Here is a 22,479-nt window from a genome sequence, read left to right on the forward strand (position 1 = left end):
GCCGTAATGACTGCAGCGATGAGGACCATGAGCGTCGATCAACCGAGTGCGCATCTTCGCGTCGTATCCGAGCAGTCCGCACCATCAAAGGCGTCGGGGATCAATCTCTCCGGCGTCTCCAAAACCTATGGGACCGGCGACGGCCAGGTGCAGTCGCTGCGTCCCCTGGACTTCCACATCAATGACGGTGAGTTCTTCGTCGTGGTCGGCCCATCCGGCTGCGGCAAGTCCACGCTGCTGAAACTGATCTCGGGCCTTCTTGCGCCGACATCAGGCGAAATCCACGTCGACGGCAAGAAAGTCACCGAGCCTCATGGCGATGTCGGAATCGTGTTCCAGAATGCGCTGCTGCTGCCGTGGCGGAACATCATCAACAACGTGTTGATGCCCATCGACATGAAGAATCTGCCGCGCGCGCAGTATATGGACCGCGCCAAGCAGCTGCTGAAAATGGTCGGCCTCGAGGGCTTTGAGAAGAAGCTGCCGTGGCAGCTCTCCGGCGGCATGCAGCAACGCGCCTCGATCTGCCGCGCGCTGGTGCATGATCCCAAGATCATGATGATGGACGAGCCGTTCGGCGCGCTCGACGCCATGACGCGCGAGAAGATGAATGTCGAGCTGTCGCGCATCCAGCGCACCACCGGCAAGACGATTCTCCTCATCACCCATTCGATCCCGGAAGCGGTGTTCCTTGCCGACAAGGTGCTGGTCATGACCGAGCGCCCCGGCGGCATTGCCGCGATCTATGACGTGCCGCTCGGCCGCGAGCGCACGCTCGATGCGATGTCGAACCCGATCTTCACCGATCTGGTCGCGCGCATCCGCAAGCACTTCATGACCAACAGCACGCTGGACTAGCGCCCATGTCCATGTCGGCACGGATCGCCTTGCGAGACATTACGCTGTTCGAGCGCCACGTGGCATTCGTGCGGCCGTTTCGCTTTGGCGCCGTGACGGTCAATGCCGCGCCACAGGCTTTCGTGCGGGTCGAGGTCGAGGTCGAAGGCAAGGGCGTGTTCGTCGGCGCCTCAGCCGAGCTGATGGTGCCGAAATGGTTCGACAAGCGGCCGCATCTCGCCATTGATGACACCGTGAACGAATTGCGGCAGTCGCTGGCAATCGCGAAAGAGCTCTATCGCACGCAGTCCGGTTTCATTTCGGCCTTTGGTCTGCATGCGGCGTGCATCGGCGAGCAGATGAAGGCCTGCGCCGAACTGGACATTCCACCATTGGCGGCGGCTTTCGGGCCGGCGGAGATAGACAAGGCTGTGCTCGACGCACTGCTGCGTGGCTTGGGCACGGATTTCTTCACGGGCATGAAGGCCAACGTCGCCGGTCTTACCGCGCGTCTTGCTCCCGATCTCGGCGCCGACGACATCGCGACGTTCCTGGCCAGCCGTCACCGGCTTGAGCGCGTCGCGCTGCGCCACACCGTCGGCCTCGACGATGTGATCGAAGGCGAGGGCGGTGTCGCCGACCCCCGTGAGAATAGCGGCGCACGATACTTCAAGCTCAAGATGAACGGCGATCCCGCGGCAGACGCCGCTCGTTTGACCCGGATCGGAAACGCGCTGACGATGCTGCCTTACGATTATCAGGTGACGCTCGACGCCAATGAGCAATATGCCGATCTCAACGCGCTCGGCGCGCTGGTCGATCGTCTCGACAATGACAGCGCACTGGCGCCGATTGCATCCAAGCTACTTTACATCGAGCAGCCGATGCCGCGCGACATCACGCGCGAGTCGCCGCTCGGCAATTTGTCGTCGCGCAATTTCATCATCGACGAAGCCGACGACAGCTGGGACGCATTCCCCGCCGCCAATGCGCTGGGCTACCGCGGTATCTCCTCGAAATCCTGCAAAGGCTTCTACAAGTCGATTGCGAATGCGACCCGTGCTGCCGCGTGGAGCGCGCAGGGTGTCAACCATTTCATCACCGGCGAGGATCTCACCTGCCAGGCCGGCCTTGGCGTGCAGCAGGATCTGGCGCTTGGCGCGCTGATCGGCGTGACCCACGCCGAACGCAACGGCCATCACTACGTCGATGGTTTCGGCACTGCACCAGCGGAGGAGGCCGAGGCATTCCTGAATGCCCATCCCGATCTCTACCGCCGCGACGGCGACACCATCCGTCTATCGATCCAGGACGGCGATCTTCTCACGGGATCGCTGACCTCTGCCGGATTTGCATCCGGCGCACATCCCGACTGGTCGGTGCTGTCGCCGCTCCAGCTCGCTTCATCCGATCATTCTCAAACTAAAGTTCTCCAGGAGTCCTGACTATGGCTGTCCACCGCCTCGGCATCATCATGAACGGCATCACCGGCCGTATGGGTCTCAACCAGCATCTCGTGCGCTCGATCGTCGCGATCCGTGCACAGGGCGGCGTGACCCTGAAGAACGGCGACCGCATGATGCCGGATCCGATCCTGGTCGGCCGCAATGCCGAGAAGATCGAAGGCCTCGCCAGGAAGTACGGCATCGAGCGCTGGACCACCGATCTCGACAAGGCTTTCGCCGACAAGAACGACAGCATCTTCTTCGACGCGGCGACCACGCAGGCGCGTCCGGGTTTGCTCAACCGCGCCATCGAGGCCGGCAAGCATATTTATTGCGAGAAGCCCATCGCGACCAATCTCGAAGCCGCGCTCGACGTCATCAAGAAGGCGAACGCAAAGGGTCTCAAACACGGCACTGTGCAGGACAAGCTGTTCCTGCCCGGTCTAAAGAAGCTGGCGATGCTCCGTGACTCTGGCTTCTTCGGCAAGATGCTCTCGGTACGCGGCGAGTTCGGCTACTGGGTGTTCGAAGGCGATTGGCAGGAAGCCCAGCGCCCGTCGTGGAACTACCGTGCTGAAGACGGCGGCGGCATGATCCTCGATATGGTCTGCCATTGGCGTTACGTGCTCGACAATCTTTTCGGCGAAGTCGAGAGCCTGACGTGCTTGGGCACCACTGACATCCCGGCGCGCTGGGACGAGCAGGGCAAGAAGTACACGGCCACTGCCGACGACTCGGCCTATGCGACCTTCAAGTTGAAGGGCGGCGTCATCGCCCATATGAACATGTCCTGGGCCACGCGCGTCTATCGCGACGATCTCGTGACCTTCCAGGTCGACGGCACCAACGGTTCGGCTGTAGCCGGTCTCACCGAATGCATGATCCAGGCGCGTCAGGCGACGCCGCGCCCGATCTGGAATCCCGACGAGAAGCGCACCCACGATTTCTATGCCGACTGGCAGAAGGTTCCGGACAATGCCGTCTACGACAACGGCTTCAAGGAACAGTGGGAAATGTTCATCCGTCACGTCTGTGAGGATGCGCCCTACAAGTACACGCTGCTCGAAGGTGCCAAGGGAGTGCAGCTCGTCGAATGCGCGCTGGAAAGCTGGAAGGAGCGCCGCTGGATCGACGTTCCCGCACTCAAGGTCTGAGGTCCGCCATGAACAAGCCAGTCATGCCCACGTCTACCGGCTCGACGCTGTCGCTGAAGCTGCCGAAGGCCGATCGTTCGATCGAGACCTATCGTCTCGCAGCGTCGCGCGCGTTTCCGGCCAAGCTGGAAGGTGCGCTGAACCGCATCGCCTTCTCGGCGGCGCATATCGTTGCCGACCCGCTGGCGGAATGCGATCCGTGGCTCAATCAGACCATCGATTGGGACCGCACCATCGCGTTCCGTGAACACGTCTGGGATCTCGGTCTCGGCGTCGCGGAAGCGATGGACACCGCTCAGCGCGGCATGGGCATGGACTGGCCGACCTCGCTCGAACTCATCACGCGCTCCGTCGCGGCGGCCAAGCCGCGCGGCGCGCTTGTATTCTCGGGCGCCGGCACCGATCACCTCGCGGTGGAAGATGCCAAATCGATCGACGACGTGATCAAGGCTTATGAACAGCAGTTCGAAGCGATCGAGAAAGTCGGCGGCCGCATCATCCTGATGGCGTCGCGTGCGCTGGCCAAGCTCGGCAAGAACGCCGAGGATTACGGCCGCGTCTATGACCGCATTCTCTCGCAGTCAGCACAGCCGGTGATCATTCACTGGCTCGGCGACATGTTCGATCCGGCGCTGGCCAATTACTGGGGTACGCCGAGCCTCGACACCGCGATGGACATCGCGGTGGACGTCATCAACCGTAATGCCGCCAAGGTCGATGGCGTCAAGGTCTCGCTGCTCGATGCGCAGCGCGAGATCGACATGCGTCGCCGTCTCAGGCCCGAAGTGAAGATGTATACCGGCGATGATTTCAACTATGCCGAATTGATCGCCGGAGACGACAGGGGCTTCTCCCACGCGCTGCTCGGTATCTTCGATGCCATCGCGCCGGCGGCGTCCTACGCACTGTCGCGTCTCGCAGCCGGTGATGAAGCCGGCTTCCACGACGTACTCGGCCCGACAGTGCCGCTGTCGCGTCACATCTTCAAGGCGCCGACCCGGTTTTACAAAACGGGGATCGTGTTCATGGCCTATCTCAACGGCCATCAGGATCACTTCACCATGATCGGCGGGCAGGAGAGCACGCGCTCGACCCAGCATCTCGCCGAACTGTTCCGTCTCGCCGACAAGGCAGGTCTGCTGGCCAATCCCGAACTGGCGACGCAGCGTATGAAGGCGATCATGGCAACGCGCGGGATCGAAGCCTGAGATGCGTGACTTCTCGAATGACCATCGCTGGCTATCGCTGAACACGGCGACTGTCCGCAAGCAGGGTGACTTTGTCGCCATCGCCGAAGCCTGTGCCCGCCACAAGATCCGCGGCATCAGCCCGTGGCGCGATCAGGTCGCCCATGTGGGTCTCGACAAGGCCGTGAAGGCCGTGCGGGATCACGACCTCGAATTGTCCGGCTATTGCCGCGGCGGTATGTTTGTTTCGGACGAAGCCCATCGCCAGCAGCAGCGCGACGACAACAAACGCTGCGTCGATGAAGCGGCGGCATTGGGCTCACCGTGCATCGTGCTGGTCGTCGGCGGCCTGCCGCAATATTCGCGGCCGGGCTCTGCGCCTTCGAAGAACATCATCAATGCGCGCGCGCAGGTCGATGACGGCATCGCCGAGATGATGGAATATGCGAGGCAAGCGAAGATGCCGCTGGCCATCGAGCCGCTGCATCCGGCTTACGCCGCCGACCGTGCCTGCGTGAACACTACCGAACAGGCGCTCGACATCTGCGACCGTCTCGATCCCAACCGCACCGGCATGCTCGGCGTCGCCCTCGACGTCTATCACATCTGGTGGGATCCGGAACTGCATGCCCAGATCGCGCGGGCAGGGCAAGATCGTCTGCTGGCCTTCCATGTCTGCGACTGGCTGGTCCCGACCAAGGACATCCTCAACGACCGCGGCATGATGGGCGATGGCGTCATCGATATCAAATCTGCCCGCGCTGCTGTCGAGGCGCAGGGCTTCGCCGGGTACTCCGAGATCGAGATCTTCTCGGAGAATTGGTGGAGCAGATCGATGGACGAGGTGCTGACGACCTGCATAGAGCGGCATAAAACGGTGGTGTAGCGAGTCTCTCTGTCGCGAACCGAACTGCACCCTCATTTGTCATTCCGGCAGGCGCTTCACAGACTGTCATTCCGGGCTCGCCTGCGCGAAGGCGCGCAGTCGCCCCGGAATGACAGCGTGGGGCTGCGCAGAGTTCGGATCCGCCTAAACATTTTTTCCTATCTATATTGATAATATCCTAAATAGGATTATACTCCGTCAGCCCTGTTCATGAGGGGGCGCTTCTGGAGGCGTCTTCAAGTGGAGCAAGGGGCGCCCGCGGGCGGTGATGGGACGTAGCTCGCGCACTCGGGAGGTCTCGGGTAGCCGTCCGGGCCACTACCGGGTTCTGCCGCTTGTCGGCTGGTGTGGCGCGCCGTGAGGCGTTGCGCGGTTGCAATTTACCGGCGGTCCGGTGGAGCGATCGCGACGGAAACCACCCTTTGCGCCTCAAGGCGCGCAGCCACCCCTCATCTTGAGGGGATCGCATGGCTCGGCGCATCGGCGTCGCGAGAATGCAACACTGTGGCGGGCGGATACCACCTACAGTCATTCTCCTGACGCGGCGCACCATTTTGTTGACAGAAACTTGGGTGAGTGCTTACTCACGACGCTATGACAACACTTCGAATGACCCATGACCTCAGGCGCGAGCTGATCCTCAGCGCGGCGAAGCGATGCTTTGCGCGCAATGGATTTGCCGGCACTACGACCAAGAGCGTCGCGGTCGCAGCGTCAATTTCGGAAGGCTTGCTTTTCAAGCACTTCCCGACCAAGTCTGCGCTCTATGCCGAGATCCTGGCGGAGGAATGCGAAGCCGATCCCGGACTGAACAAGCTGCTCGGTCTGCCGCCGTCGACCGAGACGCTGGTGATTTTGATTCGCGGCATGGTCGGACATTTCCTCGACATTCCGCGCGATCCCGATCCCGATCATGAAGAGGCGCAGCGCCTGCGGCTAATGGTCATCAGCCAGTTACAGGACGGCGAATTCGCCCGGCTGCTGTTTGACAAGATCGGCGCACTGATCGGCCCGACCTTTACTGCGTCGCTGGAGCACGCTGTCGGGACAGGCGATGCGGTGCGGATCGGAAAAGAGCCGATGGGTCTTTTCTGGTTCGCGCACCACACCGCGATGATGGCGGCTTTATCGCGCCTTCCCTCGGTTCCCTGTTTGCCTTATGCCGGCACCGCGGATAATGAGCGGCAACTTTGCGAATTTATTCTCCGCGGAATCGGACTGAAAGACACGGCGATCGCGACGTATATCGATCGCGAGCTTCCGCCGGACCTGATGCCAGCGACTACGACAGAAAGCGCATGACATGACTCTCACTACCGAACCCAACAGCACTACGGCGCCGCGTGCGATTGTCGAGAAGCCCCGTCCGCGTCCGCGGATGGTGCGTTGGTTCATCATCGTCGGCATCCTGCTGGCGATCCTGGTGGGCGGCCTGGTGGGCTTCAACGCGTTCCGCGCCCACATGATCAAGCAGTTCTTCGCCACCATGAAGCCGCCGCCGAGTGTGGTGAGTGTTGCGGATGCGAAGTCCGAAGTCGTGCCTAACCTGATCAGCGCCGTCGGCGATCTCGCCGCTGTGCATCAGGTCAACGTCACCTCCGACGTCAACGGCCGTGTCACTGACATCATGTTCACAGCAGGTTCGACGGTGAAGTCCGGCCAGCCGCTGGTGCAATTGTTCGATGGTCCGGAGCAGGGCGATCTCGCCAGCTTCAAGGCGCAGGCCACGGTGGCCAACCTCAATCTCGATCGCGCCAAGCAGCTCGCATCGCGCCAGTTCGGACCGCAGGCAACGGTCGACACCGCGCAGGCGGCGTATGATCAGGCACAGGCGGGCATCGCCAGGACTGAAGCCGTGATTTCACAGAAGCTGGTCCGTGCGGCATTCGATGGCGTGCTCGGCACACGTCGGATCGAAGTCGGTCAGTACTTGACGGCCGGCACGCAGATTGTGTCGCTCACCGATCTGTCTGCCGTCTACAACAATTTCACGGTCACGGAAAAAGATTCCGGCAAGCTGCAGGTCGGTCAGGTTGTGCGCATTTCGGTGGACGCTTATCCGGGCCGCAAGTTCGAGGGCAAGATCACCACGATCGAGCCGCAGATCAGTGCGGATACGCGCAATATTCGTGTTCAGGCGACGCTGCAGAATCCGGAAGGCATCCTGAAGCCGGGCATGTTCGCGACCACGACCGTCGTGCTTCCGGACAAGCCGGCTGTCATCACCGTGCCGGAAACCGCAGTCGACTACACGCTGTACGGTGACTCGGTTTACCTGATCACCGAGAAAAAGACCGACGATGGCAAGACCGAGCTCTCGGCGGTGCGTACCTTCGTGCGCACAGGCGACCGCATCGATGGGCGTGCGGTGATTACGCAGGGCCTGAAAGCCGGCGACCGCGTCGTGGCGGTCGGACAGCTCAAGCTGCAGTCCGGTGCGCTGGTGTCGATCTCGACCGATCCATTGCCGCAGATTCCGGCGAAGCCGCCGCTGAACTGAGACCCGATGGACGGGCCGCGACATGCGGTCGGTCCCGGTTCATCTGAATGATTTTCTCGCATCGTCGCGCGGCCTGTGATGGCCGGCGGATGGTGCCGATGACGGAGCGACCGCAATGGTCTTCACGGATATCTTCATCAAGCGCCCGGTGCTGGCGCTGGTCGTCAGCCTGCTGATCCTGCTGATCGGTTTCAAGGCTGCAACCAGCCTGCCGATCCGTCAGTATCCGAAGCTGTCGAACACCGTGATCACCGTCACCACGGTGTATCCCGGCGCGTCGCCGGACCTGATGCAGGGCTTTATCACCACGCCGATCGAGCAGGCCGTCGCGGCTGCTGAAGGCATCGACTACATGACGTCGGCATCGACGCAGGGCCAGAGCCTCATTTCGGTCTATATCAAGCTCAATGTTGATCCCAATGCCGCGCTCACCGAAGTGCTGTCGAAGGTCAATTCGGTCAAATATCTGATCCCGCGCGAAGCGAATGACCCCGTCATTCTGAAGTCCACGGGGTCGACCACGGCGGTGATGTATCTCGGCTTCTCCAGTGAGGAACTGTCCGGCTCGGCAATCTCAGACTACCTGACGCGCGCGGTGCAGCCGATCCTGTCGACGGTGGACGGCGTTGCGTCGGCCGAAATTCTCGGCGGCCAGACCTTCGCCATGCGTTTGTGGCTCGATCCGCTACGCATGCAGGGCCGCGGTGTATCTCCGGACGATGTGGCCGCGGCGATCCGCGCCAATAACTTCCAGGCGGCAGCCGGTCAGACCAAGGGCTATTACATCGTCTCCAATGTGACGGCGAATACCGACCTGCAGAATGTCGAGCAATTCAAGCGCATGACGGTGAAAGCCAAGGACGGCGGCTTTGTCCGTATGGAGGATATCGCCACCATCGAGCTTGCCGCGCAGAGTACGGACGCAAGCGTGGCGTTTAGTGGCGAGCGTGCGATCTTTATCGGCGTGCAGTCGACGCCGCTCGGCAATCCGCTCAACATCGTCAAGGGCGTGCGCGCGCTGTTCCCCGAACTTGAGCGTAACCTGCCGCCATCGCTGAAGATGAAGGTCGCCTACGACTCCACCAAGTTCATCACGTCGTCGATCGAGGAAGTCGAGCACACGCTGATCGAAGCCGTCGGCATCGTGATCGTGGTGATCTTCCTGTTCCTCGCTTCGTTCCGCTCTGTCATCATTCCGGTGGTGACGATTCCGCTGTCGCTGGTTGGCGTCTGCAGCCTCATGCTCGTCATGGGCTTCAGCATCAATCTGCTGACCCTGCTGGCGATGGTGCTCGCCATCGGCCTCGTGGTCGACGACGCCATCGTGGTAGTGGAGAACATTCACCGCCATCTGGAGGAGGGCAAATCACCCGTGCAGGCGTCGCTCGAAGGCGCTCGCGAGATCGTTGGTCCGGTCATCTCCATGACCATCACGCTGGCGGCGGTGTATGCGCCGATCGGCTTCATCGGCGGTTTGACCGGTGCGCTGTTCCGCGAATTCGCGTTCACGCTGGCGGGCTCGGTGATCGTATCCGGCGTTATCGCATTGACGCTGTCGCCGATGATGTGCTCGGTGCTGTTGAAGCAGGAAGAGCCGGGCTGGTTCGCCAAGAAGGTGGACAAGGTGTTCGGCGCCACTACGCGCTGGTATGGCCGGCAGCTTGATCGCTCGCTGGACTATCGCCCCATCACGGCCATGTTCGCTGTCGTGATCCTCGGTCTCGTCGGCTTCATGTACATGAATACGTCGAAGGAGCTCGCGCCCGAGGAAGATCAGGGCATTCTGTTTGCGGTGACCAAGGCACCGAAATACGCCAATATCGATTACGCGGATTTCTACGGGGATCGCATGGACGAGGCGTTCAAGAAGTTCCCGGAAACCGATCTGCGCTTCATCATCAACGGCACCAACGGTCCGAGCAACGGCATCGCCGGCATGCTGTTGAAGCCGTGGGACGAACGCAAGCGTTCGTCCACGCAGCTGAAGCCGCTGGTGCAGGCCGAACTCAGCAAGATCGAGGGTGTCAACGCCTTCGCATTCAACCTTCCGGCGCTGCCGGGCGGTCCCGGCGGTCTGCCGATCCAGATGGTGATCAGCTCGACTAACGGCTTCCAGTCCGTCTATGAGGAGATGGTCAAGTTGAAGGACACGGCGCGCAAGAGCGGTCTGTTCATCGTCAGCGACAGCGATCTCGATTTCAATCAGCCGGTGGTGCGCGTGTCAGTCGATCGTTCCAAGGCCAACGATCTCGGCATCACCATGGCGAGCATCGGCAGCACTCTGGCGACGCTGCTGGGCGGCAATTACACCAACCGCTTCAACCTGGAAGGGCGTTCCTATCAGGTGATCCCCCAGGTCCCGCGCGGTATGCGGCTCTCGCAGGATTCGCTGGCGAACTATTATGTGCCGACGACCACGGGCCAGCAGGTGCCGCTATCGACGCTGGTCAAGGTCGAGACCGGGACCAATCCGAATGCCCTGTCGCATTACAACCAGCTGAACTCGGCGACCTTCCAGGCCGTGCCGATGCCGGGCGTGACGGTAGGCCAGGCGGTCGACTTCCTCGAGGGCGCCGCCAAGCAGTTGCCGTCGGGTTTCAACCACGATTATCTCGCGGATTCCCGGCAGTATGTGCAGGAAGGCAACCAGCTCGCGGTGGCGTTCGGCTTCGCGCTGATCATCATCTTCCTGGTGCTGGCGGCGCAGTTCGAAAGTCTGCGCGATCCGCTGGTGATCATGATCACGGTGCCGATGGCGATCCTGGGTGCGCTGATCCCGCTGTTTTTCGGTCTGGCGACGATCAACATCTACACGCAGGTCGGCTTGCTGACGCTGGTGGGCCTGATTTCGAAACACGGCATCCTGATGGTGGAGTTCGCCAACGAACTGCAGCTCAAGGAAGGTCTCGATCGTCGTTCCGCTATCGAGATGGCCGCCCGCGTGCGTCTGCGTCCGATCCTGATGACCACGGCGGCGATGGTCACCGGCCTGTTGCCGTTGCTCACCGCTGCGGGGGCAGGTGCAGCGAGTCGCTTCTCGATCGGCCTCGTCGTCGTCTCCGGCATGATGATCGGCACGCTGTTCACGTTGTTCGTGCTGCCTGCGGTGTATGTCGCCATCGCTACCGATCACCGCGCCGGCAAGGAAACGGAACGTGCCAAGCAGATCGCGGACTTCGATCTGGAGCACACGCGGACGGCCTGATCGCACGGACGCGGATTGCGAAGCTGAGCTTGCGGGGCCGCATGGTTTGAGGTTGGATGGCGGATCGCTTCATGCGGTCCGCCATTGTCGTTTGGCGGCCCGCATGGGCCCCCACAGGACCCATCCCATGACGCGCGATTTTCCGGCCGGCAATTATCGCTATATTCCCGCAGTGTTTCAGTATTCCAGCGGCGTTGCCGCCAATGCCGATTTCGAGATCGAGCGCGTTCGTTTCGACACATGGCTGCCATTGGCCGATGGGTTTGCGCGTATTGCCGATTACATTCTCGCGGCCGATCGCCCGCTGACATCGTTCTGCGCCTGCGAACTGCGCTCGCCTGCAGTGGTCGACGAAGCTGGCTTCCGGAAGTTCAACGAGCACTATGTCAAGACGCTTGCTGAATGGGGCATCTTCGACGGCACGAACAATCCCGTCGCGCGCAGCAATGTGTGCCTCGAGATCGATCCGCCGAGTGAACCGTCGTTTTACGCGTTCTCGTTCACGCGGCCGTCGCTCGGCGCCAAGCCGACTTTCGTGATTGCGGGTGGCGCTGAAGCGCGCGGTGGACCTGGAGCATATCCCGAGCGTATCACGCGCTATCGCGAGACCTCGCCGGACGCATTCCGGGAGAAAACGCGAATGACCATGAGCAATATGGAGGAGCGCCTGGGCGAATTCGGATTCTCATGGAAGGACACCACCGCGACGCAGATCTACACGGTACAGGATTTCCATCCCGTGGTGGCCGATGAACTGGTCAAGCGCGGTGCGTCGCGGCAGGGCATGACCTGGCATTTTGCGCGGCCGCCGGTGGTCGATCTCGAATTCGAGATGGATACGCGGCGTGTGATGCGTGAATTCGTGATCTGACCGTCAGGCAGCGCGCGCTGATTTGCTGAGATGCGCGGCGACGATCCGCAGATCGTCGACGAAGTGCGCATATTCACGCGCTCTGGCGTCCTCGTCGGGCAATCGTAGCAGATAGGATGGATGCACGGTCACGAGAACCTGTGTGCCATCATCAGCCTCGATGATCCGGCCACGCGTCTTGCCGATCGGCGTGATCTTGCCGAGCACGCTTTGCGCGGCTGTCGCGCCCATCGCGACGACGAGCTCGGGTTTCACGGACGCTTTTTCGCGCTCATACCAGGGACGGCACGCCTTGATTTCCGGCGTTGCTGGCTTCTGGTGCAGACGGAATTTTCCACGTGGCACGAATTTGAAGTGCTTCACGGCATTGGTGACATAGACCTTGTCCCTGACAATGCCGGCTTCCTTCAGCGCCTTGTCGAGCATCTGCCCGGCCGGTCCGACGAACGGCTTGCCGGCAAGGTCTTCCTTGTCGCCGGGCTGTTCGCCGACCATCATCACAGAAGCATGCTGCGGGCCTTCGCCGAACACGGTTTGCGTCGCATCCTTCCACAAATGGCAGGCACGGCAATCGGCGGCTTCGTCGCGCAATGCGGCAAGATTTTCCTTCCCGGTATGTTCGGCCATTTTGGTTGTATGCGACTTGACCATCGTTTCCTCCCGACGTTGCGGTTTTTTTGGCGCTCTGGCTTCTGCCGCGATCATGTCACCTGTGATGCGTTCAGCTCGCGCGATCAGCGGTTTGATCAGTGCGGCTTCGGGCAGATTGCGCCAGTATTTCTTCGGCATCTCGTTCTGCATCGCCTTGGTCTTCAACCGCGCCGGATTGAAGATGTTGGCGTAATAGGTCAGCCACACCTCTTCGAGCCGATCCTTGGTCGGCGCATCCGCCTTGCTGACGCCGGGCGTGATGGAAATCGCGTGGCCGTCCCAATGCGCGCTGAGATCCGGCGTCAGGATCGACCACGCCATGTCGGCAAAGCGCCGCGCGAAGAACGGCGCGGCGAGTTCGACGATGTGATGTTCGGGCTCGAACCAGGCGACGAAATGCGACTTCGGCTCGCGGCCGATTTCGCGAAACCGCACGAAAGCATGCATCTTGTGCTCGTCGCGCCGGACAGCATTGGCCATCGCCTGCAATTTCGCGATGTCGGAATCGATCGCGACATGGATCAGATCGGGATTGTCGCGCAGCCGCCATAGCAAACGATAGAGCAGGGCGAAGCGTTCGGGATCGCGATGCAGGATCGCAGTTTCGGCGAGTTCGACGAATTTGGCCGGAACGTTGAACGTGCCTTTTGCAGCGTCGGATAGCGACGTTGCTGGCGAGGCAGAAAACAATTCAGGCTCGGCGCCTGCAATCGTCCATGTCACATCGCCGGGGGCAATGTTGTTGAGCGCCAGTTTGCGTGCCGCCCTGCGCCAGCCTTCGAAATCGGTGTCGCTCTCCAGCACGATACTGTGCATCGGGTCTCCTGAAATGAAATTCTAGAATCCAAATCCCAATTGGGTTGCCTTCGGTTTGAACCGCTCCGCCAGCCTCGCGCTGTCCAGCAAATTCACGGCGGGCCGATGATCCGGAAGAACGATGAAAGGCAGTGCCTTGTTCCGCGGAATATGCAGCCGGGCGAGATCACCGACGCGGATCGACGAGATGCGGCGCGTTTCGATGATCCGCTGCACGGCCTTGGCGCCGAAACCGGGCACGCGCAAAAGGTCTTCGCGGCTGGCGCGGTTGACGTCGAGCGGGAAACGGTCGCGGTGGCGCAGCGCCCAGGCGAGCTTCGGATCCATGTCCAGCGACAGCATGCCGTCATTGTCATCGACGATCTCGTCGGCGTCGAAGCCGTAGAAGCGCATCAGCCAATCGGCTTGGTATAGCCGATGCTCGCGGATCAGCGGCGGGGCGCGCAGCGGCAGCGAACGGCTCGCGTCGGGGATCGGGCTGAAGGCGGAATAATAGACACGCTTGAGATTGTAGGACCCGTACAGATTGGCCGAGGTGCGAATGATGGTTGAATCATTGGCGCTGTCGGCGCCGACGATCATCTGCGTGCTCTGGCCGGCCGGCGCAAAACGCGGCCCGACCTTGCCGCGCGGCGTCGGCTTGCGTTCTTCGCGGGCTTCATCGAGCTTCAACCGCAATCGACCCATGGTGCGACGAATGGCGCGGACGTCTTTCTCCGGCGCCAGCTTCGCCAAACTGTCCTCCTCGGGCACCTCGATATTGATGGAGAGCCGGTCGGCATATTTGCCGGCCTCGGTGATCAGCGCATCGTCGGCTTCCGGAATGGTCTTGAGGTGGATATAGCCGCGGAAGTGATGCTCCTCGCGCAGTTTTCGCGCGACGGCGACAACCTGTTCCATCGTGTAATCGGCGCTGCGGATGATGCCCGAGGAAAGAAACAGCCCCTCGATGTAATTGCGCCGATAGAAATCCAGCGTCAGTTGTACCACTTCGTCGACGGTGAAGCGGGCGCGCGTCACATTGCTGGAAGCCCGGTTGACGCAATAAAGACAATCGTAATTGCAGGCATTGGTGAGCAGGATCTTCAGCAGCGAGATGCAGCGGCCGTCCGGCGCATAGGAATGACAGATCCCCATGCCTGCATCGGTCGAGCCGATGCCTTTGCCGTCGCGGGAGTTCCGTTTCTCGGTGCCGCTGGACGCACAGGACGCGTCGTATTTCGCGGCATCTGCCAGGATCTCCAGCTTGCGTTTCACGTCCATGTTCAAAAATCCCTTTGATTTCAAATGCTAAAAAAGTGGCTGATGATCCCGATTGACTCGGCTTGCCATCTTAGCTTTATATTAGAACATATCATGAACAAATGGGCCGGCAATGGGTTCACTAAAAACCCGCTACGGCAAAACAATTTCGAGGAGCGGCGCATGACCGGCGCACGCATGACCACGCTCGCGCAATTGCGCGGGAGCATCGAACGCATCGAGACCCACAGCGATACCTATGCGCCGGATCGCGTGTCGCTCGGTCATGCCGAGGCGGACGCGGCGCTGCAAGGCGGCCTCGCACGTGGCACCATGCATGAGGTGTTCGCCGAAGGTCGTTACAGCGCGGCAGCCACGGGCTTTGTCGCCGGCCTCGCGCATCGTGTCTCGGCAAAGCGGCCGCTGCTGTGGATCCGGCAGGATTTCTCCAAACGCGAATGCGGCGCGCTGGCCATGAGCGGCTGGCGGGAACTCGGTCTCGATCCGCGCTTGCTGGTCACCGTGCGCGCGCCCGATGTGGAGACGGCATTGCGGACCACGGCTGATGCGCTGGCCTGCGATGCGCTGGGCAGCGTCGTGCTGGAGACCTGGGGCGACAGCAAGCAGTTCGACATGGTCGCCAGCCGCAAGCTCACGCTGGCAGCGCGCGGCTCCGGCGTCACGTGCCTGTTGCTGCGGACTGCAGGCGTTCCGGCCTCGAGTACGGCAGAGACGCGCTGGATCATCCGCTCCGCGCATTCGCCGCCATTCAAGCCCTGGCAATCATGGGGCGCGCCCATGCTCGACGTACAACTGGTTCGAAATCGTCACGGCCCGAACGGGCAATGGATCATGGAATGGAAGTGTGATGAGTGCGTTTTCCGTGACACATCGGCGCATCCTCAGCCTGTGGCTGCCGCGCCTGCCAACCGACCGCATCAAACGTCAGCTCGCGCGCAACGGCGCGCCAGCTAATCTGCAAGCAAGTATTGTCGTCGCCAAGCAAAGCAATGCGCTGCAGATTTCCGCGCTGGACGATGCCGCGGCGAAGCTCGGCCTTGAACCAGGTCTGCCGCTCGCCAATGCCCGTGCGGTCTGTCCGGACATTCAGGTGTTCGATGCTGATCCTGTTGCCGATACGCAGGTACTGACCGACATTGCCGATTGGTGCGACCGCTTCACGCCACTCGTGGCGCTGGATCTGCCGCATGGTCTGTTTCTCGACATCACCGGCTGTGCCCATCTGTTCGGTGGCGAGGCCGCACTGATGAAGCAGCTCTGCGCGGCGCTGTTGCGACAGGGTTTTATTGTCAGTGCAGCGATTGCGGGGACATCGACATGTGCACGCACGCTCAGTCGATATGCACATGGCCGGATCATCGCCGCGGGCGAGGAGGCCAAGGCAGTGAGGCCGCTGCCGCTGTTCACGCTCGGCGCCGATGAGGCAATCATCCGTGGATTGCGCCGCGCCGGCTTGAAGACCATCGGCGATGTCGCCTCGCGCTCGCGCCCCGAAATCACCGCACGTTTCGGTGCGGAATTCACGACGCTGCTGGAACAGGCGCTGGGGCACAGCGATGCGCCGATCTCGCCGCGCAAGCCGCTGCCGGATTATATCGTCGAGCAACGTTTCGCCGAACCGATTGCCACCGATGGCGTGATTACGCTGACACTGGCCAAGCTGGCACGCACGCTGATCGATGCGATGGACAGGCAGGGCAAGGGCGCGCGACGGCTGGAAGCGGCGTTCTTCCGCACCGATGGCGCAGTGCGCGTGATCACGGCGGAAACCGGCCAGCCGGTGAGCAAGGGCGAGGTGATCGACCGGTTGTTCCGCGAGCGACTGGACGCGATTGCCGATCCGCTCGATCCCGGTTTCGGCTTCGATATGATCCGCCTTTCGGCCAGCCGCACGGAAATCGTTGTGCAGCAGCAGCGCGACCTCGATGCCAATGTGCATGCGAACGATGAACTGGCCGACCTGATCGACCGTATTGCTGCGCGGATCGGGCCGCGGCGTGTGCTGGTTTATCTGCCCGTCGAGAGTCACATTCCGGAACGCGCCATGCTGGGTGTGCCGGCACAGCATCATCTGGCTGCCGCCATGCAGGCAGCATGGCCGGTACGTGAAGACGAGCCGCCTTTGCGGCCGTTACGGTTGTTCGAGCAGCCCGAACTGATCGATGTTCCGCTCGCGGAGTTTCCAGACAAGCCACCGAAGAAATTCACCTGGCGACGGGTGTCTCACAACGTAGTTCATGTGGAAGGCCCGGAGCGTGTGTCGATGGAGTGGTGGCGTTCGCAGGAGGCGAAGCCCACGCGCGATTACTTTCGTGTCGAGGATGAGGCAGGTCAACGTTTCTGGCTCTTCCGTGACGGGCTTTATGGTGAGATCAGAGACGCGGACGATCAAGCCGTTTCGCCGCAATGGTTTGTGCATGGGCTGTTCGCATGAGCACGGGCGGCGCCGGCGCGCCTGACTATGCTGAAATTGGCGTCACCAGCAATTTTTCGTTCCTGCGCGGTGCGTCGCATCCGCAGAACTATGTGCATCAGGCCAGTGCCGAGCGGCTTTATGCCATTGGCATTGCCGATCACAACACCATGGCCGGTGTGGTGCGTGCCTTTGCCGAGCTGGGCCACAAGGATCTTGTCTACAAACCGAAGCTTCTGATCGGCACGCGGCTGGTCTTCAATGACGGTACGCCCGACATCCTTGCCTATCCGTGCGATCGCGCTGCCTATGGTCGACTGTGCCGGTTGCTCAGCATGGGCAAGCTACGCGGCAACAAGGGTGAATGCCTGCTGCAGCTCGGCGATCTCGCGGAGTTGAGCGAAGGGGTGTTGCTTGTTCTAATGCCGACCTATCGGATCGACAGTGATCTTGTCCTGCGCACGCTCGATGCCCTATCGGGCCTGCCGGCGGAAGGCATTTGGCTTGGCGCCAGTCCGTTTCATCGCGGGGATGACAAGCGTCGTCTGGCAAAGCTGCAGCGCATCGCATCCATTGCGCGCGTGCCCCTGATCGCCACTAATGACGTGCTCTATCACACGCCAAATCGCCGCATCCTGCAGGACGTGGTCAGTTGCATTCGTGAAAAGACCATCATCGAGCAGGCCGGCCGCGTGCTGGAAATGAATGCCGAGCGGCATCTCAAGCCGGCTGCTGAAATGGCGCGGCTGTTTCGCGATTATCCGGATGCGATCCGCGAGACCATCCGTTTTGCCGATCGCATCACGTTTTCACTGAGCCAACTGCAATACCAATATCCCGACGAACCGGTCCCGCCGGGAAAATCCGCGCAGCAGCATCTCGCGGATCTGACCTGGGAGGGATATGCCCGGCATTTCCCGAATAGTGTCGATGAGACGCTCGAAGCCACCTTACGCAAGGAGCTCGCGCTCATCGCCGAGCTCGGTTACGCGCATTACTTCCTGACCGTCCACGACATTGTGCGCTATGCGCGCAGCCAGAAGATCCTGTGTCAGGGGCGGGGCTCGGCAGCCAATTCCGCGGTCTGCTACATGCTGGACATCACCTCGGTCAATCCCGCCGAGGTCGACCTTTTGTTCGAGCGCTTCATCTCCAAGGAGCGGCTTGAGCCGCCGGACATCGACGTCGATTTCGAGCACGTCCGGCGCGAGGAGGTGATGCAGTATGTCTACAAAAGATACGGCCGGCATCGCGCGGCAATCATCGCCACCGTCATCCACTACCGGCCGCGCTCGGCAATCCGCGATGTCGGCAAGGCGCTGGGATTGACCGAGGACGTCACCTCGGCATTGGCCGATACTGTCTGGGGCAGTTGGGGCAAGGGCCTCAACGAGATGCAGGTCAAGCAGGCCGGTCTCGATCCGTCCAATCCTATGATCGTGCGCGCTGTCGAGCTTGCCACCGAGCTGATCGAATTTCCGCGCCATCTATCGCAGCATGTCGGCGGCTATGTGCTGACGCAGGACCGGCTCGACACCTATGTGCCGATCGGCAATGCGGCGATGGACGACCGCACCTTCATCGAATGGGACAAGGACGATGTCGACACGATGAAGATGATGAAGGTTGATGTGCTTGCGCTGGGCATGCTGACCTGCATCCGGAAATGTTTGGATCTGGTCGCTTATCACAAAGGGCAGCGTTACGAACTCAAGGACATCAAATCCAAGGATGATGATCCGGTCTACCAGATGCTTCAGCGCGGGGAATCCCTCGGCGTATTCCAGGTTGAAAGTCGCGCGCAGATGAACATGTTGCCGCGCCTGAAACCCCGCACCTTCTACGATCTCGTCATAGAAGTCGCGATCGTTCGCCCGGGCCCGATCCAGGGCAACATGGTGCACCCCTATCTTAAGCGGCGGGCGATGAATCCTGATGATATCGAATATCCATTTCCGAAAGGGGGCAACGTGAACGAACTCAAGAATGTCCTGCACAAGACCCTTGGCGTCCCGCTATTCCAGGAACAGGCGATGCGCATTGCCATCCAAGCGGCACATTTCACGTCAGAAGAGGCCAATGGTCTGCGCCGCGCCATGGCGACGTTCCGCAATGTCGGCACCATGCATACGTTCGAGGCGAAGATGGTCGGCAAGATGGTCGACCGCGGCTACGATCCGGTATTTTCCCAGAGCTGCTTCGATCAGATCAAAGGTTTCGGTAGCTATGGTTTTCCGGAAAGCCATGCGGCCGCCTTCGCGCAGCTTGTCTATGTTTCATCATGGTTGAAGCACTACCACCCCGATGCGTTCTGCTGCGGGCTATTGAACTCACAGCCGATGGGGTTTTATGCGCCGTCGCAGATCGTGCGTGATGCGCGCGATAACGGGGTCGATGTGCGGGAGATCGATGTGTCCTTCAGTCATTCGCAGAATACGCTGGAAGAACCAGGCAGAGACTATTGCGCCGTCCGCCTCGGCTTTCGCCAGATCGACGGATTCAAATGGGCGGATCCGGATGAGGAGCGCGAACGTGAAAAAGCTGGCAAGCCGCCGGGAGAAGATTGGGGCAAGCGCATCGTTGCCGCGCGAGAGCGACAGCCTTTCACCTCGCTGGAAGATTTCGCCCGCGATACCGCTTTGCCAAAACGAGCGCTGATCATGCTCGCCGATGCCGATGCATTTCGCTCCATCGGCCTGGATCGCCGTGCCGCACTGTGGGCGGTGAGGCGACTGCCCGATGACGTGGCACTGCCGCTGTTCGAAGTCGCGACCGCGCGGGAGCAGCCAGACGAGAATGCGAAGCCTCTGCCTGAGATGCCTTTGCCCGAACAGGTGGTCGCCGATTATCAGACCATCCGGCTGTCGCTGAAGGGACATCCGATGGAGTTCCTGCGCGCGAATTTCACACGGGAAAAAGTGGTGACCTGCGCGAGCATTGTGGATGCCAATGACAGACGGCGGGTGTGCTGTGCCGGCGTCGTGCTGGTGCGGCAGCGGCCCGGCAGCGCCAATGGCGTTGTCTTCATGACGCTGGAGGACGAGACCGGTATCGCCAATATCGTGGTATGGCCGAAGGTGATGGAGCAGTTCCGCAGGGAGGTGATGGGTTCCAGACTCATCCTGGTCGAGGGACGCATCCAGAGTAGTCCAGAAAAGGTCGTCCATCTGGTTGCCGAACGGCTGATCGATCGCTCGGACGATCTGAAGCATCTCGGCAACGATGCGCTCAGGCCGTCCCGACAAATGCTGTCAGGCCCCGAACCGGTCAATGACGATCGCCGCGAGCATCCCGACAATCCCGCCCAGCGCATTCGCCATCCCCGCAATGTCCGGATTCTGCCGCGCTCGCGGGATTTCCATTAAGAGCCGTTCAGAAACCATTCAGCCGATATTACCTATTCAGGTGATGCACCGACTGGCGGTCCGCCGGGCGGCCGGTGCAGGAAAGTAATAGTGGCATAGGCGCCGATCCATGAACCGACGGCGGCGAAACCCACATACATCCAGTTTTCGGTATAGCTGATGACGGCATAGGACGAGAGTACATACCAGACGCTGCTCCAGGTGGCCGCAGGTATGCGCCGACGGGCCACCACCGCAGAGGTGAACATCACATAGACCGCGTCGGTGGCAGCCGTGGCCAGCACTACGGCACCGGCTGTCAATGGATCGATGGTGGCCATGGTCTCCTCCATGCTTGTACAAGATGATGCGATGACGGATGTGGTCACCTGGAAGCGTGAGCTGAATCGGTGTCGTGGGAAAGGGGGAGAGCGTTGATGTACGGCATTCGTGAACAGCTCGCCGACCTCTGGCGGGAGGTTGGCGGTGATATTGCGGCGCTCCAGCGTGTCGCGCTGACCGGCAATGAGCCGCAATTGCCATCGTCATTCCATGTCGGTGCTGCCGCTCAGGTCAGCATCGCTGCGGCCGGAATGGCCGCTGCCGAAATCTGGCGGCTACGCAGCGGGCAGACGCAGACCGTCTCCGTCGACATGCGCCACGCCATCGTCGAATGCCGCAGCGAGCGCTATCTGCGCTGCGACGGTAATCCGCCGCCGCCCGCCTGGGATGCGATCGCTGGTGTCTACAAGACCGGCGATGACAAATTCGTGCGGCTGCATACCAATTTTCCGCATCATCGCGACGCTGTCTGCCAGGTGCTGTCATGCGCGCCTGAGCGCGAAGCCGTGCAGGCGGCTTTGATGCAATGGAACGGCGAAGCCTTCGAGACCGCGGCCTATGCGGCCGGCGGTGTCGTGGCGCTGATGCGCTCCCATGACGAATGGATGGCGTTGCCGCAGGCCACAGCCGTTGCTGAACTGCCGCTGGTCGAGATCACCCGGATCGGTGACGCCGAACCGAAGCTGTGGCCGATCGGCGCCCGGCCGCTTGCCGGTCTGCGCGTACTCGATCTCTCACGCATCATCGCCGGTCCCGTCGCTGGTCGTACGCTTGCGGCCCATGGCGCGGATGTCATGCTGGTCTCCAGTCCCGATCTGCCGGCGATCCCGTGGCTCACTATCGATACCGGCCGCGGCAAGCTCTCAAGCTTCGTGGATCTCCGGAACGAGGAGGGGCGCGACACTCTGCGAGGATTGCTCGCGCAGGCGGATATCTTCTCGCAGGGCTACCGCCCGCAATCGCTCGCGGCGCTCGGCTTCTCGCCGGAGGAGGCGGCCCGTGTCAGTCCCGGTATCGTCTATGTCTCGCTCTCCGCCTATGGCCGTTCCGGGCCATGGGCCGGGCGCCGCGGCTTCGACTCCCTCGTCCAATGCGCGACCGGCTTCAACCATGCCGAAGGGCAGGCGGCCGGCGTCGACGGGCCCAGGGAATTACCGGCCCAGATGCTGGATCACGCCACCGGCTACTTAATGGCGTTCGGCGCCATGATCGCACGTGCACGTCAGGCGCGTGAAGGCGGTAGCTGGCATGTCCAGGTCTCTCTTGCCCGCACCGGTCAATGGCTGTGGGATATGGGAAGGATCGCTGAGGCTCTCCTGGTCGAAGACCTGAAGGGAGAGATGGTCAAAGCCTTTACTGAGGATATGCCGTCCGGATTTGGCCAGGTGTCGGCGGTCCGTCATGCAGCCGTGCTATCGCGAACCCCGGCATCGTGGGCGCGTCCGGCCATGCCCCTCGGCAGCCATCCGGCGGTATGGCCGTCCGGCAATTGAAACCCATTCGCAGGATTTCAAAATTTTAACGAAGATTCGTAAGTGCACACGCGTTTTTAGATTGTCTGAACG

At 61.3% G+C, this 22,479-nt stretch carries 16 protein-coding genes; 13 read left to right on the forward strand and 3 right to left on the reverse strand.

What is annotated here, in order from left to right; all coding sequences use genetic code 11:
- Nucleotides 1–6 precede the first annotated feature (6 nt).
- From AB8B20_RS32155 to cnbZ, 9 genes are all read left to right on the forward strand, one after another.
- Nucleotides 7–858, forward strand: coding sequence for an ABC transporter ATP-binding protein (locus AB8B20_RS32155; protein WP_089266959.1), 852 nt, complete (start codon nt 7–9; stop codon nt 856–858).
- Nucleotides 859–869: 11 nt separating this feature from the next.
- The gene (locus AB8B20_RS32160) at nt 870–2,282 is read left to right on the forward strand and encodes a hypothetical protein (RefSeq protein ID WP_439072996.1); all 1,413 of its coding nucleotides are present in this window, start codon (nt 870–872) and stop codon (nt 2,280–2,282) included.
- Between the two features lie 2 nt (nt 2,283–2,284).
- The gene (locus AB8B20_RS32165; RefSeq protein ID WP_439071109.1) at nt 2,285–3,436 is read left to right on the forward strand and encodes a Gfo/Idh/MocA family protein; all 1,152 of its coding nucleotides are present in this window, start codon (nt 2,285–2,287) and stop codon (nt 3,434–3,436) included.
- An 8-nt stretch (nt 3,437–3,444) separates the two neighbouring features.
- The gene (locus tag AB8B20_RS32170; protein ID WP_439071110.1) at nt 3,445–4,644 is read left to right on the forward strand and encodes a dihydrodipicolinate synthase family protein; all 1,200 of its coding nucleotides are present in this window, start codon (nt 3,445–3,447) and stop codon (nt 4,642–4,644) included.
- Nucleotide 4,645: 1 nt separating this feature from the next.
- Complete coding sequence (locus tag AB8B20_RS32175; protein ID WP_439071111.1) at nt 4,646–5,509, forward strand: sugar phosphate isomerase/epimerase family protein; 864 nt, start codon at nt 4,646–4,648, stop codon at nt 5,507–5,509.
- A 594-nt stretch (nt 5,510–6,103) separates the two neighbouring features.
- Nucleotides 6,104–6,811 carry a TetR/AcrR family transcriptional regulator gene (locus AB8B20_RS32180; RefSeq protein WP_439071112.1) on the forward strand — a complete coding sequence of 236 codons (708 nt, stop codon included), beginning with the start codon at nt 6,104–6,106 and terminating at the stop codon, nt 6,809–6,811.
- 1 nt (nt 6,812) lies between these two features.
- Nucleotides 6,813–8,009, forward strand: a complete 1,197-nt coding sequence (locus AB8B20_RS32185) for an efflux RND transporter periplasmic adaptor subunit (RefSeq protein WP_439071113.1) — start codon at nt 6,813–6,815, stop codon at nt 8,007–8,009.
- Between the two features lie 115 nt (nt 8,010–8,124).
- Nucleotides 8,125–11,214 (forward strand): MexW/MexI family multidrug efflux RND transporter permease subunit, encoded by a 3,090-nt coding sequence (locus AB8B20_RS32190; RefSeq protein WP_439071114.1) that lies wholly within the window; start codon nt 8,125–8,127, stop codon nt 11,212–11,214.
- Nucleotides 11,215–11,341: 127 nt separating this feature from the next.
- A complete protein-coding gene (gene cnbZ, locus AB8B20_RS32195) occupies nt 11,342–12,085 on the forward strand; it encodes a 2-amino-5-chloromuconate deaminase CnbZ (protein WP_439071115.1) in 744 nt (247 codons plus the stop codon).
- Between the two features lie 3 nt (nt 12,086–12,088).
- On the opposite strand, the gene AB8B20_RS32200 is transcribed toward cnbZ, so the two are convergent.
- Both AB8B20_RS32200 and AB8B20_RS32205 read right to left on the reverse strand, forming a co-directional pair.
- Entirely contained in the window at nt 12,089–13,552 is a 1,464-nt protein-coding gene (locus tag AB8B20_RS32200; protein WP_439071116.1) for a UdgX family uracil-DNA binding protein, read from the reverse strand.
- A 21-nt stretch (nt 13,553–13,573) separates the two neighbouring features.
- Nucleotides 13,574–14,815, reverse strand: a complete 1,242-nt coding sequence (locus AB8B20_RS32205; protein WP_439071117.1) for a putative DNA modification/repair radical SAM protein — start codon at nt 14,813–14,815, stop codon at nt 13,574–13,576.
- A 162-nt stretch (nt 14,816–14,977) separates the two neighbouring features.
- Here AB8B20_RS32205 and AB8B20_RS32210 point away from each other — a divergent pair, with 162 nt between their 5' ends.
- From AB8B20_RS32210 to AB8B20_RS32220, 3 genes are read left to right on the forward strand one after another with little or no spacing between them, the layout of a single operon-like run.
- Nucleotides 14,978–15,769, forward strand: a complete 792-nt coding sequence (locus tag AB8B20_RS32210; RefSeq protein ID WP_439071118.1) for an ImuA family protein — start codon at nt 14,978–14,980, stop codon at nt 15,767–15,769.
- Nucleotides 15,663–17,249, forward strand: a complete 1,587-nt coding sequence (locus AB8B20_RS32215) for a Y-family DNA polymerase (protein WP_439071119.1) — start codon at nt 15,663–15,665, stop codon at nt 17,247–17,249. Before AB8B20_RS32210 ends, AB8B20_RS32215 begins: the two co-directional genes overlap by 107 nt.
- Nucleotides 17,246–20,593, forward strand: coding sequence for an error-prone DNA polymerase (locus AB8B20_RS32220; protein WP_439071120.1), 3,348 nt, complete (start codon nt 17,246–17,248; stop codon nt 20,591–20,593). The genes AB8B20_RS32215 and AB8B20_RS32220 overlap by 4 nt, the downstream gene beginning before the upstream one ends.
- A gap of 32 nt (nt 20,594–20,625) precedes the next feature.
- Here AB8B20_RS32220 and AB8B20_RS32225 read toward each other — a convergent pair whose 3' ends face one another.
- The gene (locus AB8B20_RS32225) at nt 20,626–20,913 is read right to left on the reverse strand and encodes a hypothetical protein (RefSeq protein ID WP_089266972.1); all 288 of its coding nucleotides are present in this window, start codon (nt 20,911–20,913) and stop codon (nt 20,626–20,628) included.
- Nucleotides 20,914–21,009: 96 nt separating this feature from the next.
- Here AB8B20_RS32225 and AB8B20_RS32230 point away from each other — a divergent pair, with 96 nt between their 5' ends.
- Entirely contained in the window at nt 21,010–22,407 is a 1,398-nt protein-coding gene (locus AB8B20_RS32230; RefSeq protein ID WP_439071121.1) for a CoA transferase, read from the forward strand.
- The last annotated feature ends 72 nt before the right edge of the window (nt 22,408–22,479 follow it).

The organism is Tardiphaga sp. 866_E4_N1_4 (assembly GCF_052076075.1).
GTDB classification, from domain to species: Bacteria; Pseudomonadota; Alphaproteobacteria; order Rhizobiales; family Xanthobacteraceae; genus Tardiphaga; species Tardiphaga robiniae.

Bases quoted from the DNA above. Each gene is read 5' to 3' on its own strand.
- AB8B20_RS32230 (WP_439071121.1), top strand. From the start codon at position 21,010: ATGTACGGCATTCGTGAACAGCTCGCCGACCTCTGGCGGGAGGTTGGC.
- AB8B20_RS32200 (WP_439071116.1), bottom strand. From the start codon at position 13,552: ATGCACAGTATCGTGCTGGAGAGCGACACCGATTTCGAAGGCTGGCGC.
- AB8B20_RS32175 (WP_439071111.1), top strand. From the start codon at position 4,646: ATGCGTGACTTCTCGAATGACCATCGCTGGCTATCGCTGAACACGGCG.
- AB8B20_RS32220 (WP_439071120.1), top strand. From the start codon at position 17,246: ATGAGCACGGGCGGCGCCGGCGCGCCTGACTATGCTGAAATTGGCGTC.
- AB8B20_RS32205 (WP_439071117.1), bottom strand. From the start codon at position 14,815: ATGGACGTGAAACGCAAGCTGGAGATCCTGGCAGATGCCGCGAAATAC.
- AB8B20_RS32225 (WP_089266972.1), bottom strand. From the start codon at position 20,913: ATGGCCACCATCGATCCATTGACAGCCGGTGCCGTAGTGCTGGCCACG.
- AB8B20_RS32180 (WP_439071112.1), top strand. From the start codon at position 6,104: ATGACAACACTTCGAATGACCCATGACCTCAGGCGCGAGCTGATCCTC.
- cnbZ (WP_439071115.1), top strand. From the start codon at position 11,342: ATGACGCGCGATTTTCCGGCCGGCAATTATCGCTATATTCCCGCAGTG.
- AB8B20_RS32215 (WP_439071119.1), top strand. From the start codon at position 15,663: ATGAGTGCGTTTTCCGTGACACATCGGCGCATCCTCAGCCTGTGGCTG.
- AB8B20_RS32155 (WP_089266959.1), top strand. From the start codon at position 7: ATGACTGCAGCGATGAGGACCATGAGCGTCGATCAACCGAGTGCGCAT.
- AB8B20_RS32210 (WP_439071118.1), top strand. From the start codon at position 14,978: ATGACCGGCGCACGCATGACCACGCTCGCGCAATTGCGCGGGAGCATC.
- AB8B20_RS32165 (WP_439071109.1), top strand. From the start codon at position 2,285: ATGGCTGTCCACCGCCTCGGCATCATCATGAACGGCATCACCGGCCGT.
- AB8B20_RS32170 (WP_439071110.1), top strand. From the start codon at position 3,445: ATGAACAAGCCAGTCATGCCCACGTCTACCGGCTCGACGCTGTCGCTG.
- AB8B20_RS32185 (WP_439071113.1), top strand. From the start codon at position 6,813: ATGACTCTCACTACCGAACCCAACAGCACTACGGCGCCGCGTGCGATT.
- AB8B20_RS32190 (WP_439071114.1), top strand. From the start codon at position 8,125: ATGGTCTTCACGGATATCTTCATCAAGCGCCCGGTGCTGGCGCTGGTC.
- AB8B20_RS32160 (WP_439072996.1), top strand. From the start codon at position 870: ATGTCGGCACGGATCGCCTTGCGAGACATTACGCTGTTCGAGCGCCAC.